Source organism: Pseudomonas sp. SWRI77, from assembly GCF_014269105.1.
GTDB lineage: Bacteria > Pseudomonadota > Gammaproteobacteria > Pseudomonadales > Pseudomonadaceae > Aquipseudomonas > Aquipseudomonas capeferrum.
Map to the genome: position 1 here is coordinate 367,384 of NZ_JABWRV010000001.1, position 21,086 is coordinate 388,469.

Here is a 21,086-nt window from a genome sequence, read left to right on the forward strand (position 1 = left end):
TCAGTTGACCTTGGCGGCCAACTCACCTTTCAGGTAGCGCTGGTACATGCCTTCCAGGGAGATCGGTTTGATCCTGGAGGCATTGCCGGCAGTACCGAAGGCTTCGTAACGGGCGATGCACACGTCACGCATGGCCTTGACGGTTTCACCGAAGAACTTGCGCGGGTCGAACTCACTTGGGTTCTGCGCCATCAGGCGACGCATGGCACCGGTGGACGCCAGGCGCAGGTCGGTGTCGATGTTGACCTTGCGCACGCCGTGCTTGATGCCTTCGACGATCTCTTCGACCGGTACACCGTAGGTCTCTTTGATGTCGCCGCCGTACTGGTTGATGATCGCCAGCCACTCTTGTGGCACCGAGGACGAACCGTGCATGACCAGGTGGGTGTTGGGGATGCGCTTGTGGATTTCCTTGATGCGGTCGATCGCCAACACGTCACCGGTAGGTGGCTTGGTGAATTTGTACGCACCGTGGCTGGTACCGATGGCGATGGCCAGGGCATCGACCTGGGTCTTCTTGACGAAGTCGGCCGCTTCTTCCGGGTCGGTCAGCATCTGGCTGTGGTCCAGCACGCCTTCGGCGCCGATACCGTCTTCTTCACCCGCCATGCCGGTTTCCAGCGAACCCAGGCAGCCCAGCTCGCCTTCTACCGAAACGCCACAGGCGTGTGCCATGGCAACGGTCTGCTGGGTAACGCGGACGTTGTACTCATAGTCGGTCGGGGTCTTGCCGTCTTCGCCCAGCGAGCCGTCCATCATCACCGAGCTGAAGCCCAGCTGGATCGAACGCTGGCACACGTCAGGGCTGGTGCCGTGGTCCTGGTGCATGCACACCGGGATGTGCGGGAACTCTTCGATGGCGGCCAGGATCAGGTGACGCAGGAAGGGCGCGCCGGCGTACTTGCGGGCACCGGCCGAAGCCTGGACGATCACGGGGGAATCGGTCTTGTCGGCCGCTTCCATGATGGCGCGCATCTGCTCGAGGTTGTTGACGTTGAAAGCTGGAACGCCGTAACCGAACTCGGCGGCGTGGTCCAGCATCTGGCGCATGCTAATGAGTGCCATTGTGTATCTCTCTCCCGACAAGCGTCGTTTGTTTCGTGCAAGCCTGCCGCAGGGGCGGTTGCTGTTCAAGTAGTGTGGGCCACCATGGCAGCCCGGCCAGTCACGGTGCCTTGCAGCCCCGCCCAATCAGATCGTTGGTTGCCACCCAGTACACCAGGCCTTCTTCGCCCTTGGTGTGGAAGGCCAGCACGCCATCGCTGTACATCGCGCCCGACGCGCTCGGCTCGGATTTGAGCCGGTAGACCTGGTCGCCGCCACCGAGGCGGACGTCGACCGAGTCCTGCTGCGGGTCAGCGAAGCGCCACAGCACCTCGGCCTGGCTGTCACAGACCCAACGGGTCCAGTCGTCTGCCGGGGCGGGTTGCGCCGGCTGCAGCAGTGAGCATCCTGCCAGTGTCGCCAGGGCCATCAAGGCCATCAGCGCTTTCATTACGTATCCTCTAGATGACCACACAACGGTCGCTTGGTTGCCTGCTCCGACGAAGCGCATCGGTTCAAGGGCAGCCTGGAGCCTTGCGCTGGTGGTCTTCGTCATACTTCTCCAGGCCTTCAGGGCCCACGCGCTTGTTGATGACCGGTACCGTTTCGGCCTGCCACTCGGACTGGTAGCAACCGCCCTTGGGCGGCTGCGCCGGGTCATCGTCCGAAGAGGGGCTGCCGGAGCAGGCGCTCAGCAGGCCGGCCAGGATCATCACAGGCAATTGCTTGACCATCAGGTCGCTCCCTTTGCCAGGCGCCGCCATTGTCAGGCTTTAGCCCGCTCTTCCAGGATCGCCACAGCCGGCAGTACCTTGCCCTCGACGAACTCGAGGAAGGCACCACCACCGGTAGAAATGTAGGAGATTTCCTTGCTGACGCCATATTTGTCGATCGCCGCCAGGGTGTCACCGCCACCGGCGATGGAGAACGCAGGGCTTTCGGCGATGGCCTTGGCCAGCACCTTGGTGCCATTGCCGAACTGGTCGAACTCGAACACGCCGACGGGGCCGTTCCACAGGATGGTCTTCGACGACTTCAGCAGCTCGGCGAAGTTGGCTGCAGTCTGTGGGCCGATGTCCAGGATCATGTCGTCAGCGGCAACGTCGGCGATAGCCTTGACGGTGGCTTCAGCGTTTTCGGCGAATTCCTTGGCGACCACCACGTCGACTGGCAGCGGCACGCTGACCTTGGCGGCGATGGCTTTTGCGGTGTCGACCAGGTCAGGCTCGTACAGCGACTTGCCCACAGGGTGACCAGCAGCGGCCAGGAAAGTGTTGGCAATACCGCCACCAACGATCAGTTGGTCGCAGACGCTGCTCAGGCTGTTCAGCACGTCCAGCTTGGTGGAAACCTTGGAGCCGGCAACGATGGCCGCCATTGGCTTGGCCGGGGCCTTCAGGGCCTTGCCCAGGGCGTCCAGCTCGGCAGCCAGCAGTGGGCCAGCGGCGGCAACCTTGGCGAACTTGGCCACGCCATGGGTCGAACCCTCGGCGCGGTGGGCAGTACCAAAGGCGTCCATCACGAACACGTCGCACAGGGCAGCGTATTGCTGCGCCAGTTCGTCGGCGTTCTTTTTCTCGCCCTTGTTGAAGCGCACGTTCTCGAACAGCACCAGGTCACCGGCCTTGACCTCGACACCGGCCAGGTAGTCAGCGACCAGCGGCACGTCGCGGCCCAGGGCCTTGCTCAGGTACTCGGCGACCGGCTTAAGGCTGTTTTCGGCCGAGAATTCACCTTCGGTAGGGCGGCCCAGGTGCGAGCAGACCATTACCGCCGCACCCTTCTCCAGGGCCAGCTTGATGGTCGGCAGCGCTGCCAGGATACGCGCGTCGCTGGTTACCACACCGTCCTTCACAGGTACGTTGAGGTCTTCGCGGATCAGTACGCGTTTACCTTGCAGGTCGAGGTCGGTCATCTTCAACACGGTCATGAATGCAGTCCTTCAGGGCTGTTTGTTGCGGGTTGGGTGAACGACGTGCAGAAAGTGTTCGGCGACGTCGAGCATACGGTTGGCGAACCCCCATTCGTTGTCGAACCAGGCCAGCAGGTTCACCAGGCGGGGGCCGGAAACACGGGTCTGGCTGGCATCGACGATCGCCGAATGCGGGTCGTGGTTGAAATCACAGCTGGCGTGGGGCAGCTCGGTGTAGGCCAGCAATCCTTTGAGCGGGCCTTCCAGCGCTGCCTCGCGCAGCACCCGGTTGACCTCGGCGGCACTGGTGTCGCGGGCGGTCTGCAGGGTGATGTCCAGGCACGACACGTTGACGGTCGGCACGCGTACCGCTTTGGCCTGGATTCGCCCGGCAAGTTCCGGCAGCAACCGCTCGATGCCGCGTGCCAGCCCGGTGGACACCGGGATCACCGACTGAAACGCCGAACGCGTGCGGCGCAGGTCTTCGTGGTGGTAGGCGTCGATCACCGGCTGGTCGTTCATCGCCGAGTGGATGGTGGTGATCTGCACGTATTCGATGCCGAACGCCTGGTCCAGCACACGCAACAGCGGCACGCCGCAGTTGGTGGTGCACGACGCGTTGGACACCAGGCGCTCGCTGCCGGTCAGGCACGCCTGGTTGATGCCGTAGACCACCGTGGCGTCCACGTCCGCCTCGCTGGCCATGGGCTGCGAGAACAGCACGCGTGGCGCGCCGGCATCCAGAAAACGCTGGCCATCGGCGCGGGTGTTGTAGGCGCCGGAGCACTCCAGCACCAGGTCGATGCCCAGGGCGGCCCAGTCGATGCCTTCCGGGGTGGCACTGCGCATTACCTTCACGCAGTCACCATTGATATGCAGACAATCGCCGTCGACCTTCACCTCACCGGGGAAACGCCCGTGGGTGGAGTCGAAGCGTGTCAGGTATTCAAGGCTGGCCTGATCGGCCAGGTCGTTCAGCGCGACAATCTCGAAACCGGCCTTCGCCCCCCGCTCGAACAACGCGCGCAGGACACAGCGGCCGATGCGGCCATAACCGTTGAGTGCAACTTTGTAGGGACGCGGGTGGGACATAGGTAGCTCTTGAACTCCGGCGGTTGAACGGAGCCGCCATGCGGCCCATTCGCGGCACAAGGCCGCTCCCACAGGGTACTGCGGTTTATGCAGATCCTCTGGGAGCGGCCTTGTGCCGCGAATGAGGGCCTGCGGCCCTCACTTTGCCTGTATCAGTCTTCCAGCAGCTCTTCGGCGGTACCCAGGATGTTCTCCAGGGTGAAGCCGAACTCTTCGAACAGGGCAGAGGCCGGGGCCGACTCACCGTAGGTGGTCATGCCGATGATACGACCTTCCAGGCCGACGTACTTGTACCAGAAGTCGGCATGGGCAGCTTCGATGGCGATGCGCGCGCCCACTTCCAGAGGCAGTACCGACTGCTTGTAGGCAGCGTCCTGGGCATCGAACACGCTGGTGCACGGCATGGAGACCACGCGGACCTTGCGGCCCTGCTCGGTCAGCTTGTCGAAGGCCTGAACCGCCAGGCCCACTTCGGAACCGGTGGCAATCAGGATCAGCTCAGGCTCGCCAGCGCAGTCCTTGAGGATGTAGCCACCGCGGCTGATGTCGGCGATCTGCTGGGCGTCGCGGTCCTGGTGCTGCAGGTTCTGGCGCGAGAAGATCAGCGCCGATGGGCCGTCGTTGCGCTCCAGGGCGTTTTTCCAGGACACGGCCGCTTCGACCGCGTCGGCTGGGCGCCAGGTGTCCAGGTTCGGCGTGCTGCGCAGGCTGGTCAGCTGCTCGATCGGCTGGTGAGTCGGGCCGTCTTCGCCCAGGCCGATGGAGTCGTGGGTGTAGACGTGGATCACGCGCTGCTTCATCAGGGCCGACATGCGCACTGCATTGCGGGCGTATTCCATGAACATCAGGAAGGTCGCGCCGTAAGGCACCAGGCCGCCGTGCAGGGCAACGCCGTTCATGATCGCGGTCATGCCGAACTCGCGCACGCCGTAGTACACGTAGTTGCCGCTGGCGTCATGGGCTTCGACGCCCTTGCAGCCTTTCCACAGGGTCAAGTTGGAACCGGCCAGGTCAGCCGAGCCGCCGAGGAACTCAGGCAGCAGCGGGCCGAAAGCGTTCAGGGCATTCTGGCTAGCCTTGCGGCTGGCGATAGTCTCGCCTTTGGCAGCGACTTCATTGATGTAGGCCTGGGCCTTTTCCGAGAAGTCGGCCGGCAGCTCGCCGCTGTCACGGCGCTTGAACTCGGCAGCCAGCTCCGGGTGTGCCTTGGCGTAGGCGTCGAAGCGCTGGTTCCACTCGGCCTCAGCCTTGGCACCGGCGGCCTTGGCGTCCCACTCGGCATAGATGTCGGCCGGGATTTCGAACGGGCCGTGGTTCCAGTTCAGTGCTTTGCGGGCCAGGGCGATTTCGTCGTTGCCCAGCGGGGCACCGTGGCAGTCTTCCTTGCCCTGCTTGTTCGGCGAGCCGAAGCCGATGATGGTCTTGCAGCAGATCAGGGTCGGCTGCTCGCTCTTGCGCGCGGTCTCGATCGCCATCTTGATTTCTTCGGCATCGTGGCCGTCGACGTTGCGGATCACCTGCCAGTTGTAGGCTTCGAAACGCTTGGGCGTGTCATCGGTGAACCAGCCTTCGACTTCACCGTCGATGGAGATGCCGTTGTCGTCGTAGAACGCGATCAGCTTGCCCAGGCCCAGGGTGCCAGCCAAAGCGGCGACTTCGTGGGAGATGCCTTCCATCATGCAGCCGTCGCCGAGGAACACGTAAGTGTTGTGGTCGACGATGTTGTGGCCGTCACGGTTGAACTGCGCGCCCAACACTTTCTCGGCCAGGGCAAAGCCCACGGCGTTGGCCAGGCCTTGGCCCAACGGGCCGGTGGTGGTCTCGACACCCGGGGTGTAGCCGTATTCCGGGTGGCCCGGGGTACGGCTGTGCAACTGGCGGAAGGCCTTGAGGTCGTCGATCGACAGGTCGTAGCCGGTCAGGTGCAGCAGCGAGTAGATCAGCATCGAGCCGTGGCCGTTGGACAGCACGAAGCGGTCACGGTCGGCGAAGCTCGGGTTGCTCGGGTTGTGCTTCAGATAGTCGCGCCAAAGCACTTCGGCGATATCCGCCATGCCCATAGGGGCACCTGGGTGGCCGCTGTTGGCCTTTTGCACGGCATCCATGCTGAGTGCACGAATGGCGTTGGCACGTTCACGACGGCTGGGCATCGCTGATCTCCTGGGGCTTGAATAAGTAGTGAAACGAAAAAAGGCGGTCATTTTCGCCCACTGGGGGGGCTGGGGGCAAACATTAAAGCTGCGAGCGGCAAGCTTTAAGCTGCAAGCGAAAGCAGACCCGCGCGCGGAACGCTCTATTCTTGCAGCTTGAGCCTTGCGACTCGCAGCTCATCGCCAATATCAAAACTTTTTGATATTGGTCTTGCGGGGGCAACGATGCCTGTCTAGACTGCCGCCCCATGAACCTCCGTGCGCAATCGATCCCCGAGCGAAGCGACACACTGGCTGCCCTGTGCAAAGCCAGTGGCGATGCGCTGCGCCTGAATGTCTTGCGTGCACTGGCCAGCGATTCGTTTGGCGTACTGGAACTGGCGCAAATCTTCGACATCGGCCAGTCCGGCATGAGCCATCACCTCAAGGTACTGGCCCAGGCCGAGCTGGTGGCTACCCGCCGCGAAGGCAACGCCATCTTCTACCGCCGCGCCCTGCCCGACAGCCTGCGCCTTGGCGGGCGCCTGCACACGGCGCTGCTCGAGGAGGTCGACGACCTGACCTTGCCACCGGCGGTACAGGCACGTATCGCCCAGGTGCAGCAGCGCCGTGCGGCCACCAGCCAGGACTTCTTCCAGCGCGTGGAAGAAAAATTCCGCGCCCAGCAAGACCTGATCGCCGGCCTGCCGCAGTACCGCGAAAGCCTGCTGGCCATGCTCGACAAACTGAATTTCGGCCCGGCTGCCAGTGCACTGGAGGTAGGCCCCGGCGACGGCGGCTTCCTGCCGGACCTGGCGCGGCGCTTCGGCACGGTGACCGCGCTGGACAACAGCCCGACCATGCTCGAGCTGGCCCGCCAGGTCTGCCAGCGTGAAGGCCTGGACAATGTGAACCTGCAGTTGGCCGATGCACTGGATGCAACGGATGTGGCAGCCGACTGCGTTGTGCTGAACATGGTCCTGCACCATTTCAGCGACCCGGCCCTGGCCCTGCGCCTGCTGGCCAAACGGGTGAAAGCGGGCGGCAGCCTGCTGGTCACCGAACTGTGCAGCCATGACCAGGGGTGGGCGCGGGATGCCTGCGGCGACCTCTGGCTGGGCTTCGAACAGGACGACCTGGCCCGTTGGGCCAACGTTGCCGGGCTGGTCCCCGGGGACAGCCTCTACGTGGGCTTGCGTAACGGTTTCCAGATACAGGTCCGCCACTTTCAGCGGGCGACTGGCGACATACACCATCGGTAAATTTTAGGAACCCTTCGAGATGAGCGAATACTCCCTTTTCACCTCCGAGTCCGTGTCCGAAGGGCATCCGGACAAGATCGCCGACCAGATTTCGGACGCTGTCCTTGATGCCATCATCGCTCAGGACAAATACGCCCGCGTAGCCTGCGAAACCCTGGTCAAGACCGGTGTCGCCATCATCGCCGGCGAAGTGTCCACTTCCGCCTGGGTCGACCTCGAAGAGCTGGTACGCAAGGTCATCATCGACATCGGCTACAACAGCTCCGACGTCGGCTTCGACGGCGCCACCTGCGCCGTGATGAACATCATCGGCAAGCAGTCGGTAGACATCGCCCAAGGCGTCGACCGCTCCAAGCCGGAAGACCAGGGCGCTGGCGACCAGGGCCTGATGTTCGGCTACGCCAGCAACGAAACCGACGTGCTGATGCCGGCGCCGATCTGCTTCTCGCACCGCCTGGTCGAGCGCCAGGCCGAAGCGCGCAAGTCCAAGCTGCTGCCGTGGCTGCGCCCGGACGCCAAGTCGCAGGTCACCTGCCGCTACGAAAACGGCAAGGTGGTCGGTATCGATGCCGTCGTCCTGTCCACCCAGCACAACCCTGAGGTGTCGCAAAAAGACCTGCAGGAAGCGGTGATGGAGCTGATCGTCAAGCACACCCTGCCGGCCGAGTTGCTGCACAAGGGCACCCAGTACCACATCAACCCGACCGGCAACTTCATCATCGGTGGCCCGGTGGGTGACTGCGGCCTGACTGGGCGCAAGATCATCGTCGACTCCTACGGCGGCATGGCCCGTCACGGTGGTGGCGCGTTCTCCGGCAAGGACCCGTCCAAGGTCGACCGTTCGGCCGCCTATGCCGGCCGCTACGTGGCCAAGAACATCGTTGCTGCCGGCCTGGCCGAGCGCTGCGAGATCCAGGTGTCCTACGCCATCGGCGTGGCCCAGCCGACGTCCATCTCGATCAACACCTTCGGTACCGGCAAGGTCTCGGACGAGAAGATCGTACAGCTGGTGCGCGAGTGCTTCGACCTGCGCCCGTACGCCATCACCAAGATGCTCGACCTGCTGCACCCGATGTACCAGGAAACCGCTGCCTACGGCCACTTCGGCCGCACGCCACAGCAGAAGACTGTCGGCGACGACACCTTCACCACCTTCACCTGGGAGCGCACCGACCGCGCCCAGTCGCTGCGTGACGCTGCCGGGCTGTAATTTTCCTACAGCGGTAAACGAAAGCCCCTGCCGAGCGATCGGCAGGGGCTTTTGCTTTTCAGGTTTTCGCCGTGAGCGTTGTGACATATCGACTGACAACTGCTCACAGCGACCAGCGCGCTACCTGCCTAGGCTGAAGGCTCCTCCCGCCATGCAAGGATGCTGGCCATGCCGTTCATACTGCTATTTGCACTGCTGCTCTCACTGCAGGCCTCGCTGGCAAAGGCCGCCTCATGCCCCGACTGGCCCATGCAACAAGCCGAAACCGAAGTTGCCCACCTGCGCGACACACTTGCCCAATGGGATGACCACTACCACCGCCAGGGCATCGCGCTGGTGGCAGATGAGCTGTATGACCAAAGCCGACAACGCCTGCACCACTTGCAGCAATGTTTCGGCCTGCTGGCAGGACTTGCCCCCCTGGCGACGGCACGTGGCCCGGTTCCCCACCCCATCCCGCATACCGGCGTCGACAAGCTCGCCGACGAGCAGGCCGTTGGCCGCTGGATGGCTGGCAAGACGGGCCTGTGGATACAGCCCAAGGTCGATGGCGTGGCGGTCTCCGTTCGCTATCGGCAGGGGCAGCTGGTGCAGTTGCTGAGCCGCGGTGATGGGGTGCAAGGGCACGACTGGAGTCGCCATATCCCTCGGCTCGGCGCCATCACGCGGCAGCTGCCCCAAGCGCGCGACCTGGTGCTGCAAGGTGAGCTGTACCTGCGCCTGGACGCACATATCCAAGCCCAGGCCGGCAGTGCCAATGCGCGCGGGACCGTGGCCGGGCTGCTCGCCCGCAAGCAGTTCAGCGTGGAACAAGGGGCCGGCATCGGCTTGTTCGTCTGGGACTGGCCACAAGGCCCCGTTAGCCAGGCCGAACGGGTCTCGCAACTGGCGCAACTGGGCTTCCCCGACAGCCAGCGCTACAGCATCGCGATCGACTCCGCCACCCAAGCCGCGCACTGGCGCCAGCACTGGTACCGCTCACCCCTGCCCTTCGCCACCGATGGCGTGATTCTGCGCCAGGGTACGCGGCCGCCCGCCGAGCGCTGGCAGGCCAAGGCCCCTTACTGGCTCGCAGCCTGGAAACACCCTTACGCCCAAGCCCTGGCAGACGTGCGCGAAGTTAGCTTGCGGGTCGGCCGCACCGGGAGGATCACACCGGTGCTGCAGCTTCAACCGGTCAAACTGGACGACCGGCTGATCACCCAGGTAAGCCTGGGGTCACTGGCCCGCTGGCAGCACCTCGACATTGCCCCGGGTGACCAGGTGGCAATCAGCCTGGCAGGGCTGACCATCCCGCGTTTCGAGCGCGTGGTGCATCGCGCGGCCGTGCGCCAACCGGTGGAGGTGCCGCCGCCAGGGCGCTATCACCCGCACAGTTGCTGGCACGCAGGCGATGGCTGCAACGAGCAGTTCATCGCACGGCTCACATGGCTCAGTGGCAAGCAGGGGCTGGCCATGCCACGCACCGGGCCAGGTACGTGGCGGCGCCTGGTCGATGCGAGGGTGGTTACCTCGATGACTGACTGGCTGCACCTCGATGCCCAGCGCCTGAGTGAGGTGCCAGGTATCAGCGAAGCGACGGCCGCACAGCTGGTGAACAGCTTCGAGGGCGCGCGGTCACAACCCTTTGCCCGATGGCTGCGGGCGCTTGGCGTACCCGCCCCCGGCGGCATGCAACTGGAAGGTGACTGGGCTCAGCTATCCTTGCGTACTGCCGGTGACTGGCAGGCATTGCCGGGTATCGGCGCCGTACGCGCGCATCAGCTTGAAGCGTTTTTCATGGCCAACGAGGTACGAGCCATCGCAGCGCGGTTGAACGAGGCCGGCGTCAACGCATTCCAATTCAGCGACAAAGCCCCCGCGCAATGAATTATTACCAAAATTCTTGTAAGGAAAGTCTGAGTATCGACCAGAAAAAACCAACAAGGGTTTCTAAATAGGCAAAACCAAGGCAGGATTTCCCCCAACTTTTCTGCCCGCCCCGTTCAGGAGGCTTTTCATGAAACGTATTTCGACTCTTTTCCTGCTCGCAACCCTTGGTCTGGCTGCTGGCGCGGTGCAGGCTGCCCAGCCAGATGCCGGCCTGACCGGTTGCGACGCCAAACGCAGCGCGATCGAGAACCAGCTGAAGATTGCCCGTGAGCATGGCAACAGCGACCAGGTCGCTGGGCTCGAGCAGGCATTGGAAGGCGTAAAAAACTGCACCGATAACAGCCTGCGCAAAGAGCGCGAACAAAAAGTGCTCGATGCACGTCATGAAGTCGCACAGCGCGAAAAAGACCTGAAGAAAGCCGAGAAAAAAGGCGACGCCGAAAAGATAAACAAGCGTAAAGACAAGCTCGCAGAGTCCCGGAAGGAACTGCAGGAAGCAGTGGACGAACTGGACCGCTGACAGGCCCTGCTTATGCTGCCTGCCCTGGCTCCATCAGCGGTTTCCCGGTGATGGAGCCAGGGCATTTACCCTCAATGATTGCGAAACTCGGTATGACAGGCCTTGCATGCTGCCTCGACCTTGTCCATCGGCCCTTTCAATTGCGCAGCGTCCAGCGGCTGGCCCCGAGTCGCATCGACCAGCTCGCCAGTCACGCCCTCCAGTTGCCGGGCAAGGTCATGGAAACGCGCCTGACGCTCCCACACCGCTGCTCGTGCACTGCTGTCGCCGCCATCGCGCGCCTGCGGGAAGTGCTGCCACGGCTGCTGCGACAGGGTGTCGAGCTTCACGGCCCCCTCGGCAAACTTCACCCCGTCGAAGGGCAAACGACCGCGCAACATGCCGCCCAGGTCTTCGCTGGCCTTGAGCATGTCCTTGAAGATCACCTTACGCTTGCCCAACGGCGAATTCGGGTCAACACGGTCACAGGCATTCAGGGCCAGGGCTGCGAGCAGAACAACGGTCAATCGCTTGAACATCACGGTCACTACGGCCTACGAAAATGGGCAGCCAGTATCGCTGCCCAGGGGCCAAACACCAATAGCCACATAAAAAACAGGGGCGAATATTCATCTTCGCCCGTGACAGGAAGCCCCACATGAAATCTGCCCTGCGCCACCTGGCCTGGACACTCCCGGCGCTGGCCCTGCTGGCCGGCTGCAACGGCGGCGAAAGCGCCAAGCCAGAGCCCCATGCCATTGCCACCTATGCCAACGCCACCTGGCAGGACCTGCCCAGCGTCAGCGACGCCGACCTGGTTGCCGGCTTCCACGCGTGGCGTAATGGTTGCGAGAAGCTCAAGCGCGACACAGTCTGGGCCGCCACCTGCGAGGCCGCTGCCAGCGTGCCCGACGATGCCCTGCAGATACGCGCCTTCCTGCAGCAGAACCTGCAGGTCTATGGCCTGCGCTCGGCCGAAAACAATGCCAACGGCCTGATCACCGGTTACTACGAGCCGGTCTACCCCGGCAGCCTGAAGCCTACCGAGGCCAACCACGTCGCAGTTTACGGCGTGCCCGACGACATGATCGTGGTCGACTTGGCCAGCGTGTACCCAGAGCTCAAGGGCAAGCGCTTGCGTGGGCGCCTGGACGGTCGCGTGCTCAAGCCTTACGACACCGCCGAGGTGATCAACCGTGAGGGCGTCAAGGCACCGGTGCTGGCCTGGCTGACCGACCCGATGGACCTGCAGTTCCTGCAGATCCAGGGTTCGGGCCGGGTACAACTGGAAGATGGCCGCCAACTGCGCCTGGGCTACGCCGACCAGAACGGCCACCCCTATCGGCCGATAGGCCGCTGGCTGGTGGAGCAGGGCCAATTGAAGAAGGAAGAGGTGAGCATGGGCGCCATTCACGCCTGGGCCCAGGCCAACCCACAGCGAGTACCGGAATTGCTCGCCAGCAACCCCAGCTACGTGTTTTTCAGCACCCGCCCCGACAGCAACGAAGGCCCGCGCGGCTCGCTCAATGTGCCATTGACGGCAGGGTACAGTGTGGCAATCGACCGCAAGGTGATTCCGCTGGGCAGCCTGCTCTGGTTGTCGACCACGCGCCCGGACGGTACGCCGGTGGTGCGGCCGGTAGGCGCTCAGGATACGGGCGGAGCCATTGCTGGCGAAGTGCGTGCGGACCTGTTCTGGGGCACCGGGCCTGAGGCAGGCGAGCTGGCCGGTAACATGAAGCAGCAGGGGCAGATCTGGATGTTGTGGCCGAAAGGCAAACCGCTGCCTGAAGTGCCGAAAGTCCTTTGATACGGTGCTGAATGCTTCGCGGGTAAACCCGCCCCCACAGGGATCGCAATGGCCCCTGTGGGAGCGGGTTTACCCGCGAAAAGGGCGACGATTCAGGCCGAAACGACGAAGAACGACACGATCAGCGCCAACCCGGCAAACCACACCAGCGAGCGCAACGCCGCCCAGTCCGCCAGGTAGCAGATGATGTAGAGCAGCCGACTGGTGATGTACATCACGCCCAGCACGTCCTGCGTCACTTGTTCGGCATTGCCGACGATATCGGCCACCAGCACGGCCGCCGCAAATGCCGGAAACGCCTCGTAGCTGTTCTGCTGCGCGGCGTGGGCACGGCGCGGCAGGCCCGATAGCGTATCGAGGAAGGCGCGCGGGTCGTGATTGTCCTTGAGGCCGAAACGGCCACTGCTCACCTTGGCGATCAACGCACAAAGCGGCGGCAGTGCCAGCGCGATCAGGATGCACCACAGGGCAACGGTCATGGACAGGACTCCTTGTTCAATAATCGGGTTAGAGCTTCATTACCAGCATGCCTGCCAGTACCAGCCCGCAAGCTAGGAGTCTTGGCCCGCCAAAAGGTTCTTTGAGGTAGCGCATGCCAAACAGCACCACCAGAATTACGCTCAACTCTCGCAACGCTGCCGCTTCGGCCACCGACCCCAGGTGCATGGCCCACAGCACCAGGGCATAACTGAACAACACGCAAAACCCAACGGCCAACCCCAGCCGCCATTGGGTTCGCCAGAACAGCACGAAGGGTGCCCGCCGCGCCACACTGGCCAGCAGCGGGAAGGGCCAGGCGCTGAGCAAGGTCAGCCATACCAGGTAGTCCCACGGCTTGCCCCACAGCCGCACCGCCTGCCCATCGAACCAGGTGTAGCAACCGATGCATAGGCCAATCAGCGCCACTACCGGCAACATCGACCACGGCAGGCGATCACCCCCTCCCCCCTGCCAGAGCAGGCACGCCATGCCGCAAGGGATGAGCAGGATGCCGATGATCTGCTGCTGGCTCAGTGACTCCCCGGCAAACGCCAGGGTCAGCCCCAGCACCACCAACGGCGACAAGCCACGCATCAGAGGATAGACCAGCCCCAGGTCACCGACCCGATAGGCCTGGATCAGCAGGAAACGGTACAGCTGCTCAGCCAGCGCCGAGGCGATCAGCCAGGGCCAGATTTCAGCGGGGGGCACCTCGACGAAGGCGACGGCGAGCACGGCGAAGGCCAGTGCGACGGTGTCCATGCTGGCGATCACCAACAGGCGCTCGCCGCTGAATTTGATCAGGGTGTTCCAGGTCGCATGCAGCAAGGCGGCGACCAGTACCAGGGAAGTTGCCAACACGCCGTGAGGTCCTTGTGACGTAATTGAGGCCTGAATATATCGCCTTCAGATGGGCGCAGTCTGGCATGTGCAAGACGAAAGTTCTTCAGCGCCTATGAGATCGAGCACCGCCTGCGCGGCGCTCGATCTCATAGGCGCAAAAGCCCTAAAGGCATGCACCTGACAGCCCCAACACGCCCTAAACCCAACACATCCGGAACGATTCCAACAATTCCGGTCAAATCGTGTGTCCCGAACCCCTCGCCAGGTCATCAAAGAACTGCCCGAGCCATTCGGGTACGACTTGGAAGCCACTGTTACAGGATTCGGGATGCTTGAATTAGTTGCCGCGTTTATCTGCCTCACCACCCTCCTCACCTACGTCAACTACCGCTTCATCGGCCTGCCACCCGCCATTGGCGTGATGGTCACCGCGTTAATGTTCTCCCTGATGCTGCAGGGCCTGAGCCTGATCGGCTTCCCTGGCCTGGAAGAACGCGTCGAAGGCCTGATGAACCAGATCGACTTCAACGATTTGCTGATGCACTGGATGCTGGCGTTCCTGCTGTTCGCCGGCGCCTTGCACGTCAACCTCTCGGACCTGCGCAGCTATCGCTGGCCGATCGGCCTGCTGGCCACTATCGGCGTGCTGATCGCAACCGTGGTCATCGGCTACCTGTCGCATTGGGTGTTCGCGATGTTCGGCTGGCAGGTGCCGCTGATCTATTGCCTGCTGTTCGGCGCGCTGATTTCGCCCACCGACCCGATTGCCGTGCTCGGCGCATTGCGTACCGCCAATGCATCCAAGCCCCTGAAAACCACCATCGTCGGCGAATCGCTGTTCAACGATGGCACCGCAGTCGTGGTGTTCACCGTGCTGCTGGGCATCATCCAGCTGGGCGAAACCCCCAGTGCCTACGACACGGCGGTGCTGTTCGCCCGCGAGGCCATTGGCGGCGTGGTATTCGGCGGCCTGATCGGCTACGCCACCTACCGCATGATCAAGAGCATCGAGCAGTACCAAGTCGAGGTCATGCTGACCCTGGCACTGGTCATCGGTGGCTCGGCGATGTGCTACGAGCTGCACGTCTCGGCGCCGATCGCCATGGTGGTGGCCGGCCTGATCATCGGCAACATGGGGCGCAACCTGGCGATGAACGATATGACCCGTCGCTACATGGACGGTTTCTGGGAGTTGATCGATGACATGCTCAACGCCTTGCTGTTCGCGCTGATCGGCCTGGAGCTTCTGCTGCTGCCGTTCAACTGGATGCACCTGGCGGCCGGTAGCGTGCTGGCGTTGGCGGTACTGCTGTCGCGGCTGTTGACCGTGGCCCCGGCAATCGTGCTGCTGCGGCGCTGGCGCCCGGTCCCCAAGGGCACTGTGCGGGTGCTGACCTGGGGTGGTTTGCGCGGTGGGGTTTCGGTGGCCCTGGCGCTGTCGCTGCCGCTGGGCGAAGAGCGTGACCTGCTGCTGTCGATCACCTATATCGTGGTGCTGTCGTCGATCCTGGTGCAGGGGCTGAGCATTGGCCGCGTGGTGCGCAAGGTCAGCGCCCAACCCTGAAAAACCACGGGGCCGCTTTGCGGCCCCCGGGTTTTCACTCCACCGCAGAATCCGGGAACTGGTCCTGCACGTACTTGATCTCGGTCCGCCCATGCGCCGCTGGCTGGCCATCTTCACCCAAGTTGACGAAGACCATCTTGTCGACCGTCAGGATGCTCTTGCGGGTGATCTTGTTACGCACCTCGCACTTGAGGGTGATCGAGGTACGGCCAAACTCGGTTGCGGTAATACCCAGCTCGATGATGTCGCCCTGGCGCGATGCACTGACGAAGTTGATCTCCGACATGTACTTGGTCACCACACGCTGGTTGCCCAGCTGGACGATGGCGTAGATGGCCGCCTCCTCGTCGATCCAGCGCAACAGGCTGCCACCGAACAGGGTGCCATTGGGGTTGAGGTCTTCGGGTTTTACCCATTTGCGGGTGTGAAAGTTCATCTGTACTCCTGACCTGCTTGGCTAACGTGTACTCATGATGGCAGAGCCGCCGTCACCGCTCCATTGAACATCGACTATCGTCTCGATTAATCGACAGAAAACCTTGGGCGAAGGTCCCGGTCACGGCTATAATCTGTGCCGTTTTACATGGCCACCCGCCGCGGGGCCATGCCCGCCACCTGTCCGAGGGGCGCTGCAGCAGGCTAGACCTGTCAGGCTCGGATGGGGCGTTGTCCGCTCCTGCGGACGCTCAACGCACAACGGCGCCCATTCGCACACTACGAATGGAGGCTCTCATGAGCGCTGTAAACACGCCTGCTGGTTTTACCGATTTCAAAGTCGCTGACATCTCCCTGGCCGCCTGGGGCCGTCGCGAAACCATCATCGCCGAATCGGAAATGCCTGCACTGATGGGCCTGCGCCGTAAGTATCTCGCCGAGCAACCGCTCAAAGGCGCGAAGATCCTGGGCTGCATCCACATGACCATTCAGACCGCCGTGCTGATCGAAACCCTGGTTGCCCTGGGTGCCGAGGTGCGCTGGTCGTCCTGCAACATCTTCTCCACCCAGGACCAGGCCGCTGCCTCCATCGCCGCCGCCGGTATCCCTGTGTTCGCCTGGAAAGGTGAAACCGAGGAAGAGTACGAGTGGTGCCTGGAGCAGACCATCCTCAAGGATGGCCAGCCATGGGACGCCAACATGATCCTCGACGACGGCGGCGACCTGACCGAGCTGCTGCACAAGAAATACCCGGCCGTGCTGGACCGCGTCCACGGTGTGACAGAAGAAACCACCACCGGCGTGCACCGCCTGCTGGACATGCTGGCCAAGGGCGAGCTGAAAGTCCCGGCGATCAACGTCAACGACTCGGTCACCAAGAGCAAGAACGACAACAAGTACGGCTGCCGTCACAGCTTGAACGACGCCATCAAGCGCGGCACCGACCACCTGCTGTCGGGCAAGCAAGCCCTGGTGATCGGCTACGGTGACGTGGGCAAGGGCTCGGCCCAGTCCCTGCGTCAGGAAGGCATGATCGTCAAGGTCACCGAAGTCGACCCGATCTGCGCCATGCAGGCGTGCATGGACGGCTTCGAGCTGGTCTCGCCGTTCATCGACGGCATCAACGATGGCAGCGAAGCCAGCATCGACAAGGCCCTGCTGGGCAAGATCGACCTGATCGTCACCACCACCGGTAACGTCAACGTCTGCGACGCCAACATGCTCAAGGCCCTGAAAAAGCGCGCCGTGGTGTGCAACATCGGCCACTTCGACAACGAGATCGACACCGCCTTCATGCGCAAGCACTGGGCTTGGGAAGAGGTCAAGCCGCAGGTACACAAGATCCACCGTACCGGCGCTGGCGATTTCGACCCGCAAAACGACGACTACCTGATCCTGCTGGCCGAAGGCCGCCTGGTGAACCTGGGTAACGCCACCGGTCACCCAAGCCGCATCATGGACGGTTCGTTCGCCAACCAGGTGCTGGCCCAGATCTTCCTGTTCGAGCAGAAGTACGCCGACCTGTCGGCCGAGAAGAAAGCCGAGCGCCTGACCGTTGAAGTGCTGCCCAAGAAACTCGACGAAGAAGTGGCCCTGGAAATGGTCCGCGGCTTCGGCGGCGTCGTCACCAAACTGACCGCGCAGCAAGCCGAGTACATCGGTGTGACTGTCGAAGGCCCGTTCAAGCCGCACGCCTACCGCTACTGATAAGCGGCAAGCTTGAAGCTGCAAGCGGCAAGAAAAGGCGCCCCGTGCCGCTGTCGCTTGTGGTTCATGCACTAACGATCTTGAACGATGCCAAGCCAGATCGGCCATCACCGATCTGGCTTTTACTTGCAGCTTGCCGCTAGCAGCTTGCTGCTTGAGGAAAGAGTGATGTCACAAGAACGCCGCTACAGCTTCGAATTCTTCCCGACCAAGACCGATGCCGGTCACGAAAAGCTGATGGGCGTTGCCCGCCAGCTGGCCACCTACAACCCGGACTTCTTCTCCTGCACCTACGGTGCCGGCGGCTCTACTCGCGACCGCACGCTGAACACCGTGCTGCAGCTGGAAAGTGAAGTGAAGGTACCTGCCGCGCCGCACCTGTCGTGCGTTGGCGATAGCAAAGAAGAGCTGCGCAGCCTGCTGGCCGAATATCAGGCAGCGGGCATCAAGCGTATCGTCGCCCTGCGCGGCGACCTGCCCTCGGGCATGGGCATGGCCAGCGGCGAGCTGCGCTATGCCAGCGACCTGGTCGAGTTCATCCGCCAGGAAACCGGTGATCACTTCCACCTGGAAGTGGCCGCCTACCCCGAGATGCACCCGCAGGCGCGCAACTTCGAGATCGACCTTGCCAACTTCGTGCACAAGGTCAAAGCCGGTGCCGACAGCGCCATCACCCAGTACTTCTTCAATGCCGACAGCTATTTCTACTTTGTCGAGCGTGCGCAGAAACTGGGCGTCGAGATCCCGGTGGTGCCCGGCATCATGCCGATCACCAACTACAGCAAGCTGGCACGCTTCTCCGACGCCTGTGGCGCCGAGATCCCGCGCTGGATCCGCAAGCAACTGGAAGCCTATGCCGACGACACCGCCAGTATCCAGGCATTCGGCGAAGAAGTGATCACCCGCATGTGCGAACAGCTGCTGCAAGGCGGCGCACCGGGCCTGCACTTCTATACGTTGAACCAGGCCGAAGCGAGCCTTGCGATCTGGAACAACCTGAAGCTGCCTCGCTGAAACTTCTTGGCAATATCTGCTTAAGAAATGATTAAGGCTTTGGTCATAGACTAAGGCCTTATTTATTTCGGGTTAAACAGGTCTTGCCTGACATGCAGCATCCCCAGCCATCGCGCCCTCAGCTCGTCTACCTGGCTTTCGGCCCGGCCACCTACCATCAGGAAGCCTGCTTCAGCATCGTCAGTGCCCTTGCCCACTTGGGCCGGTCGGCAGACGAGGCCCTGGACATCCAGGTCTACACCGACAACCCAGCGCCGTATGCCAAGCTGCCGGTCACGGTGCATCTGCTCGACGAAGCCACGCGCACAGCGTGGAATGCGCCCCACGGTTATCACTTTCGCAGCAAGCACGTGCTGCTCCGCCAGGTACTCGAGCAGCACCCACTGGCCATACTGATCGATACCGACACCTTCTTCCGGCAATCGCCGATGCGCCTGTTCGAGCGCGTCAAGCCCGGCCAACTGCTGTGCAACGCCATCGGTGGCCGCTACGGCGCCAACCAGAAGTGCCCGTTGTACAAGAACCTGATGGCCGTTCTCCAGAGCCGAGGCCTGGCCGATTGCCAGATGCCGCTGATCAACTCTGGCGTGATCGGGCTCAGCGCCGAAGACGCGCCGACCCTGGACCACTCCATCGCCATGATGGACGAGTTCTACCCACTGGCCCGCGAGGCTTACACCCTGGAGGAGTTCTGCCTGGCGGTGGCGGCCTACCGCAGGCTGAAGGTGGCCGAATGCACCGACGTCATTCACCACTACTGGAGCCGCAAAGCCCAGTTTCGCGCCAAGATCCAGGCCTGGCTACGCAAGCACGGCGATGCGCCGCTTGGCGAGGCGGCGCTGGCCGATGTCGCACGGGTCAACGATCAACTGCCACGGCCGCCAACCCTGCACCGTTTGGGCTACAAGGCACTGAGCCTGACCCTGCCCCGAAACGAGCGGCAGTTTGCCCGCGAATTGCTTTACGGCAGCTACCCCTACCCCAATGAATTCGACCGCGCCTGTGCATCGGCCTGGTGGGACAAAGCCTTGGAAAACTTCAATGCGCGCCACGGTCGCATCGAGCCCGAGCAGTTGCGCCAGTGTCTGCGCCACCCGGGCTTGCGCCTGTCGCTGGGGGCGCGGCGCAAGGATATCGAAGCGCACCTGTTAAGCTCGGCGCAGGCCTGAACAGCCTCCTCTTACTGGCCTTGAGCAGGCCGAGCGCGTAATCTGCGGGCCATGTCCGCCATCATCCGCCTGTTCTGGATCCTGCTGCTCGCCTGCCTGAGCCCGTTGGCCCTGGCCGAACGCTTGCGCCTGGTGTCCGACGACTGGGCGCCGTATATCTACCAGCAGAAAGGCCAGCCCCGAGGTATCGATTACGAGGTCACCACCCAGGTCTTCAAGCGCTTGGGTGTAGAGGTGGAATGGCAGTTTCTACCCTGGAAGCGCTGCCTGGCGATGATCGAGCAAGGGCTGGCGGACGGTATTGTCGATATCTTTCAGATCGACGCGCGCAGGCCTTTTCTGATCTACCCGTCGGAGCCCATGTCGGATGTCGAGTTCGTGCTGTTTCAGGCCCGCAGCCGTCGGCACGCAGTGACCGGCCTGAATGACCTCGCTGGCCTCAGCGTAGGCACATCGCCCGGCTATACCTACGGCGCGGCCTTCAACGACTCGCCCCGTTTCCGACGCGAAGCAGCCCCCACCCATGAAGCCAACTTCGGCAAGTTGATGCTTGGCCGTATCGATCTGCTGATTACCGACCGCAGGGTTGGCCGCTACCTGATGCGTCAACTGGGCCTGGAACAGCAGGTCGAAGAACTGCCGCTGGTGATCAGCCGACAGACGCAGTACCTGGGGCTGACCCGCAAACCTGGGCGCGAAGCGTTGGCCCAGGCGTTCGCTGAAGAATTGCAGCGCTTCAAGCAAGAACCCGCCTATGCCGCCATCAACAACCGCTACACAGGCGACATCGGAAACATTCTCAACGCCGTTGAGCAGCAGGAAAGCAGCACGCCGCGATAGCTCTGTTATACTCGGGCCTTCCCGCCAGGCTTACGCCCGGACGCTCGGCCTAGCAACAGGCATCCCGATCGGCATCGACGCCCTACCGCGTCAGCCCTCCGCTTCCTGGATATGCAGTGAAAGCCAAGCTGGACCGGACGCGATCGCATCTCACCGATGCCCGTCGCGCCAGGCAGAACATCCCAACGGGCCCAGCCCACACGA

Annotated in this window: 20 protein-coding genes and 1 riboswitch; of the genes, 10 read left to right on the forward strand and 10 right to left on the reverse strand. The window is 62.8% G+C overall.

The genetic code is table 11. From position 1 onward, the window contains the following. The 6 genes from fba to tkt form a co-directional block, all read right to left on the reverse strand. The gene (fba, locus tag HU766_RS01665) at positions 1–1,065 is read right to left on the reverse strand and encodes a class II fructose-bisphosphate aldolase (RefSeq protein ID WP_186652827.1); all 1,065 of its coding nucleotides are present in this window, start codon (positions 1,063–1,065) and stop codon (positions 1–3) included. A gap of 100 nt (positions 1,066–1,165) precedes the next feature. Then, positions 1,166–1,495 (reverse strand): MliC family protein, encoded by a 330-nt coding sequence (locus HU766_RS01670; protein WP_186652828.1) that lies wholly within the window; start codon positions 1,493–1,495, stop codon positions 1,166–1,168. A 64-nt stretch (positions 1,496–1,559) separates the two neighbouring features. Then, positions 1,560–1,778 carry a hypothetical protein gene (locus tag HU766_RS01675; RefSeq protein WP_033702581.1) on the reverse strand — a complete coding sequence of 73 codons (219 nt, stop codon included), beginning with the start codon at positions 1,776–1,778 and terminating at the stop codon, positions 1,560–1,562. Between the two features lie 32 nt (positions 1,779–1,810). Next, positions 1,811–2,974, reverse strand: coding sequence for a phosphoglycerate kinase (locus HU766_RS01680; protein ID WP_186652829.1), 1,164 nt, complete (start codon positions 2,972–2,974; stop codon positions 1,811–1,813). Positions 2,975–2,986: 12 nt separating this feature from the next. Next, positions 2,987–4,048: an erythrose-4-phosphate dehydrogenase gene (epd, locus tag HU766_RS01685; protein ID WP_033701881.1), complete on the reverse strand. Its 1,062-nt coding sequence runs from the start codon at positions 4,046–4,048 to the stop codon at positions 2,987–2,989. Positions 4,049–4,200: 152 nt separating this feature from the next. Continuing rightward, positions 4,201–6,198, reverse strand: coding sequence for a transketolase (tkt, locus tag HU766_RS01690; protein WP_033701882.1), 1,998 nt, complete (start codon positions 6,196–6,198; stop codon positions 4,201–4,203). A 248-nt stretch (positions 6,199–6,446) separates the two neighbouring features. On the opposite strand from tkt, the gene HU766_RS01695 reads away from it, so the two are divergent. The 4 genes from HU766_RS01695 to HU766_RS01710 all read left to right on the forward strand — a co-directional run bounded on the left by HU766_RS01695 (position 6,447) and on the right by HU766_RS01710 (position 11,041). Further along, the gene (locus HU766_RS01695) at positions 6,447–7,439 is read left to right on the forward strand and encodes a metalloregulator ArsR/SmtB family transcription factor (protein WP_033701883.1); all 993 of its coding nucleotides are present in this window, start codon (positions 6,447–6,449) and stop codon (positions 7,437–7,439) included. A 19-nt stretch (positions 7,440–7,458) separates the two neighbouring features. After that, on the forward strand, positions 7,459–8,649 hold the full coding sequence (gene metK, locus HU766_RS01700) for a methionine adenosyltransferase (protein ID WP_033701884.1): 1,191 nt from the start codon (positions 7,459–7,461) through the stop codon (positions 8,647–8,649). Between the two features lie 168 nt (positions 8,650–8,817). After that, entirely contained in the window at positions 8,818–10,518 is a 1,701-nt protein-coding gene (gene ligB, locus HU766_RS01705) for an NAD-dependent DNA ligase LigB (RefSeq protein WP_186652830.1), read from the forward strand. A gap of 130 nt (positions 10,519–10,648) precedes the next feature. Beyond that, the gene (locus HU766_RS01710; RefSeq protein ID WP_186652831.1) at positions 10,649–11,041 is read left to right on the forward strand and encodes a DUF1090 domain-containing protein; all 393 of its coding nucleotides are present in this window, start codon (positions 10,649–10,651) and stop codon (positions 11,039–11,041) included. A 71-nt stretch (positions 11,042–11,112) separates the two neighbouring features. Here HU766_RS01710 and HU766_RS01715 read toward each other — a convergent pair whose 3' ends face one another. Beyond that, positions 11,113–11,559, reverse strand: a complete 447-nt coding sequence (locus tag HU766_RS01715) for a cytochrome c (RefSeq protein WP_186652833.1) — start codon at positions 11,557–11,559, stop codon at positions 11,113–11,115. 119 nt (positions 11,560–11,678) lie between these two features. Here HU766_RS01715 and HU766_RS01720 point away from each other — a divergent pair, with 119 nt between their 5' ends. After that, entirely contained in the window at positions 11,679–12,830 is a 1,152-nt protein-coding gene (locus tag HU766_RS01720) for a murein transglycosylase A (protein WP_033701889.1), read from the forward strand. Positions 12,831–12,922: 92 nt separating this feature from the next. Here HU766_RS01720 and HU766_RS01725 read toward each other — a convergent pair whose 3' ends face one another. Both HU766_RS01725 and HU766_RS01730 read right to left on the reverse strand, forming a co-directional pair. After that, positions 12,923–13,309: an MAPEG family protein gene (locus HU766_RS01725; protein WP_033701891.1), complete on the reverse strand. Its 387-nt coding sequence runs from the start codon at positions 13,307–13,309 to the stop codon at positions 12,923–12,925. Positions 13,310–13,337: 28 nt separating this feature from the next. Further along, on the reverse strand, positions 13,338–14,171 hold the full coding sequence (locus HU766_RS01730; RefSeq protein ID WP_033701892.1) for an EamA family transporter: 834 nt from the start codon (positions 14,169–14,171) through the stop codon (positions 13,338–13,340). Positions 14,172–14,481: 310 nt separating this feature from the next. Between HU766_RS01730 and HU766_RS01735 the strand changes: the two genes are divergently transcribed. Next, positions 14,482–15,717, forward strand: a complete 1,236-nt coding sequence (locus HU766_RS01735; protein WP_186652835.1) for a sodium:proton antiporter — start codon at positions 14,482–14,484, stop codon at positions 15,715–15,717. Positions 15,718–15,751: 34 nt separating this feature from the next. Here the strand turns inward: HU766_RS01735 and HU766_RS01740 are convergent, their stop codons facing one another. Beyond that, positions 15,752–16,153, reverse strand: a complete 402-nt coding sequence (locus HU766_RS01740) for a hotdog domain-containing protein (protein WP_012312432.1) — start codon at positions 16,151–16,153, stop codon at positions 15,752–15,754. Positions 16,154–16,332: 179 nt separating this feature from the next. Beyond that, positions 16,333–16,429: riboswitch (S-adenosyl-L-homocysteine riboswitch) on the forward strand. A 20-nt stretch (positions 16,430–16,449) separates the two neighbouring features. Between HU766_RS01740 and ahcY the strand changes: the two genes are divergently transcribed. The 4 genes from ahcY to HU766_RS01760 all read left to right on the forward strand — a co-directional run bounded on the left by ahcY (position 16,450) and on the right by HU766_RS01760 (position 20,882). Then, positions 16,450–17,859 carry an adenosylhomocysteinase gene (gene ahcY / locus HU766_RS01745; RefSeq protein ID WP_033701894.1) on the forward strand — a complete coding sequence of 470 codons (1,410 nt, stop codon included), beginning with the start codon at positions 16,450–16,452 and terminating at the stop codon, positions 17,857–17,859. Positions 17,860–18,027: 168 nt separating this feature from the next. Continuing rightward, positions 18,028–18,873 (forward strand): methylenetetrahydrofolate reductase [NAD(P)H], encoded by an 846-nt coding sequence (metF, locus tag HU766_RS01750; protein WP_186652837.1) that lies wholly within the window; start codon positions 18,028–18,030, stop codon positions 18,871–18,873. 92 nt (positions 18,874–18,965) lie between these two features. Then, the gene (locus tag HU766_RS01755) at positions 18,966–20,042 is read left to right on the forward strand and encodes a hypothetical protein (RefSeq protein ID WP_186652839.1); all 1,077 of its coding nucleotides are present in this window, start codon (positions 18,966–18,968) and stop codon (positions 20,040–20,042) included. A gap of 51 nt (positions 20,043–20,093) precedes the next feature. Further along, positions 20,094–20,882 (forward strand): transporter substrate-binding domain-containing protein, encoded by a 789-nt coding sequence (locus HU766_RS01760; RefSeq protein WP_186652841.1) that lies wholly within the window; start codon positions 20,094–20,096, stop codon positions 20,880–20,882. Positions 20,883–21,086 lie beyond the last annotated feature (204 nt).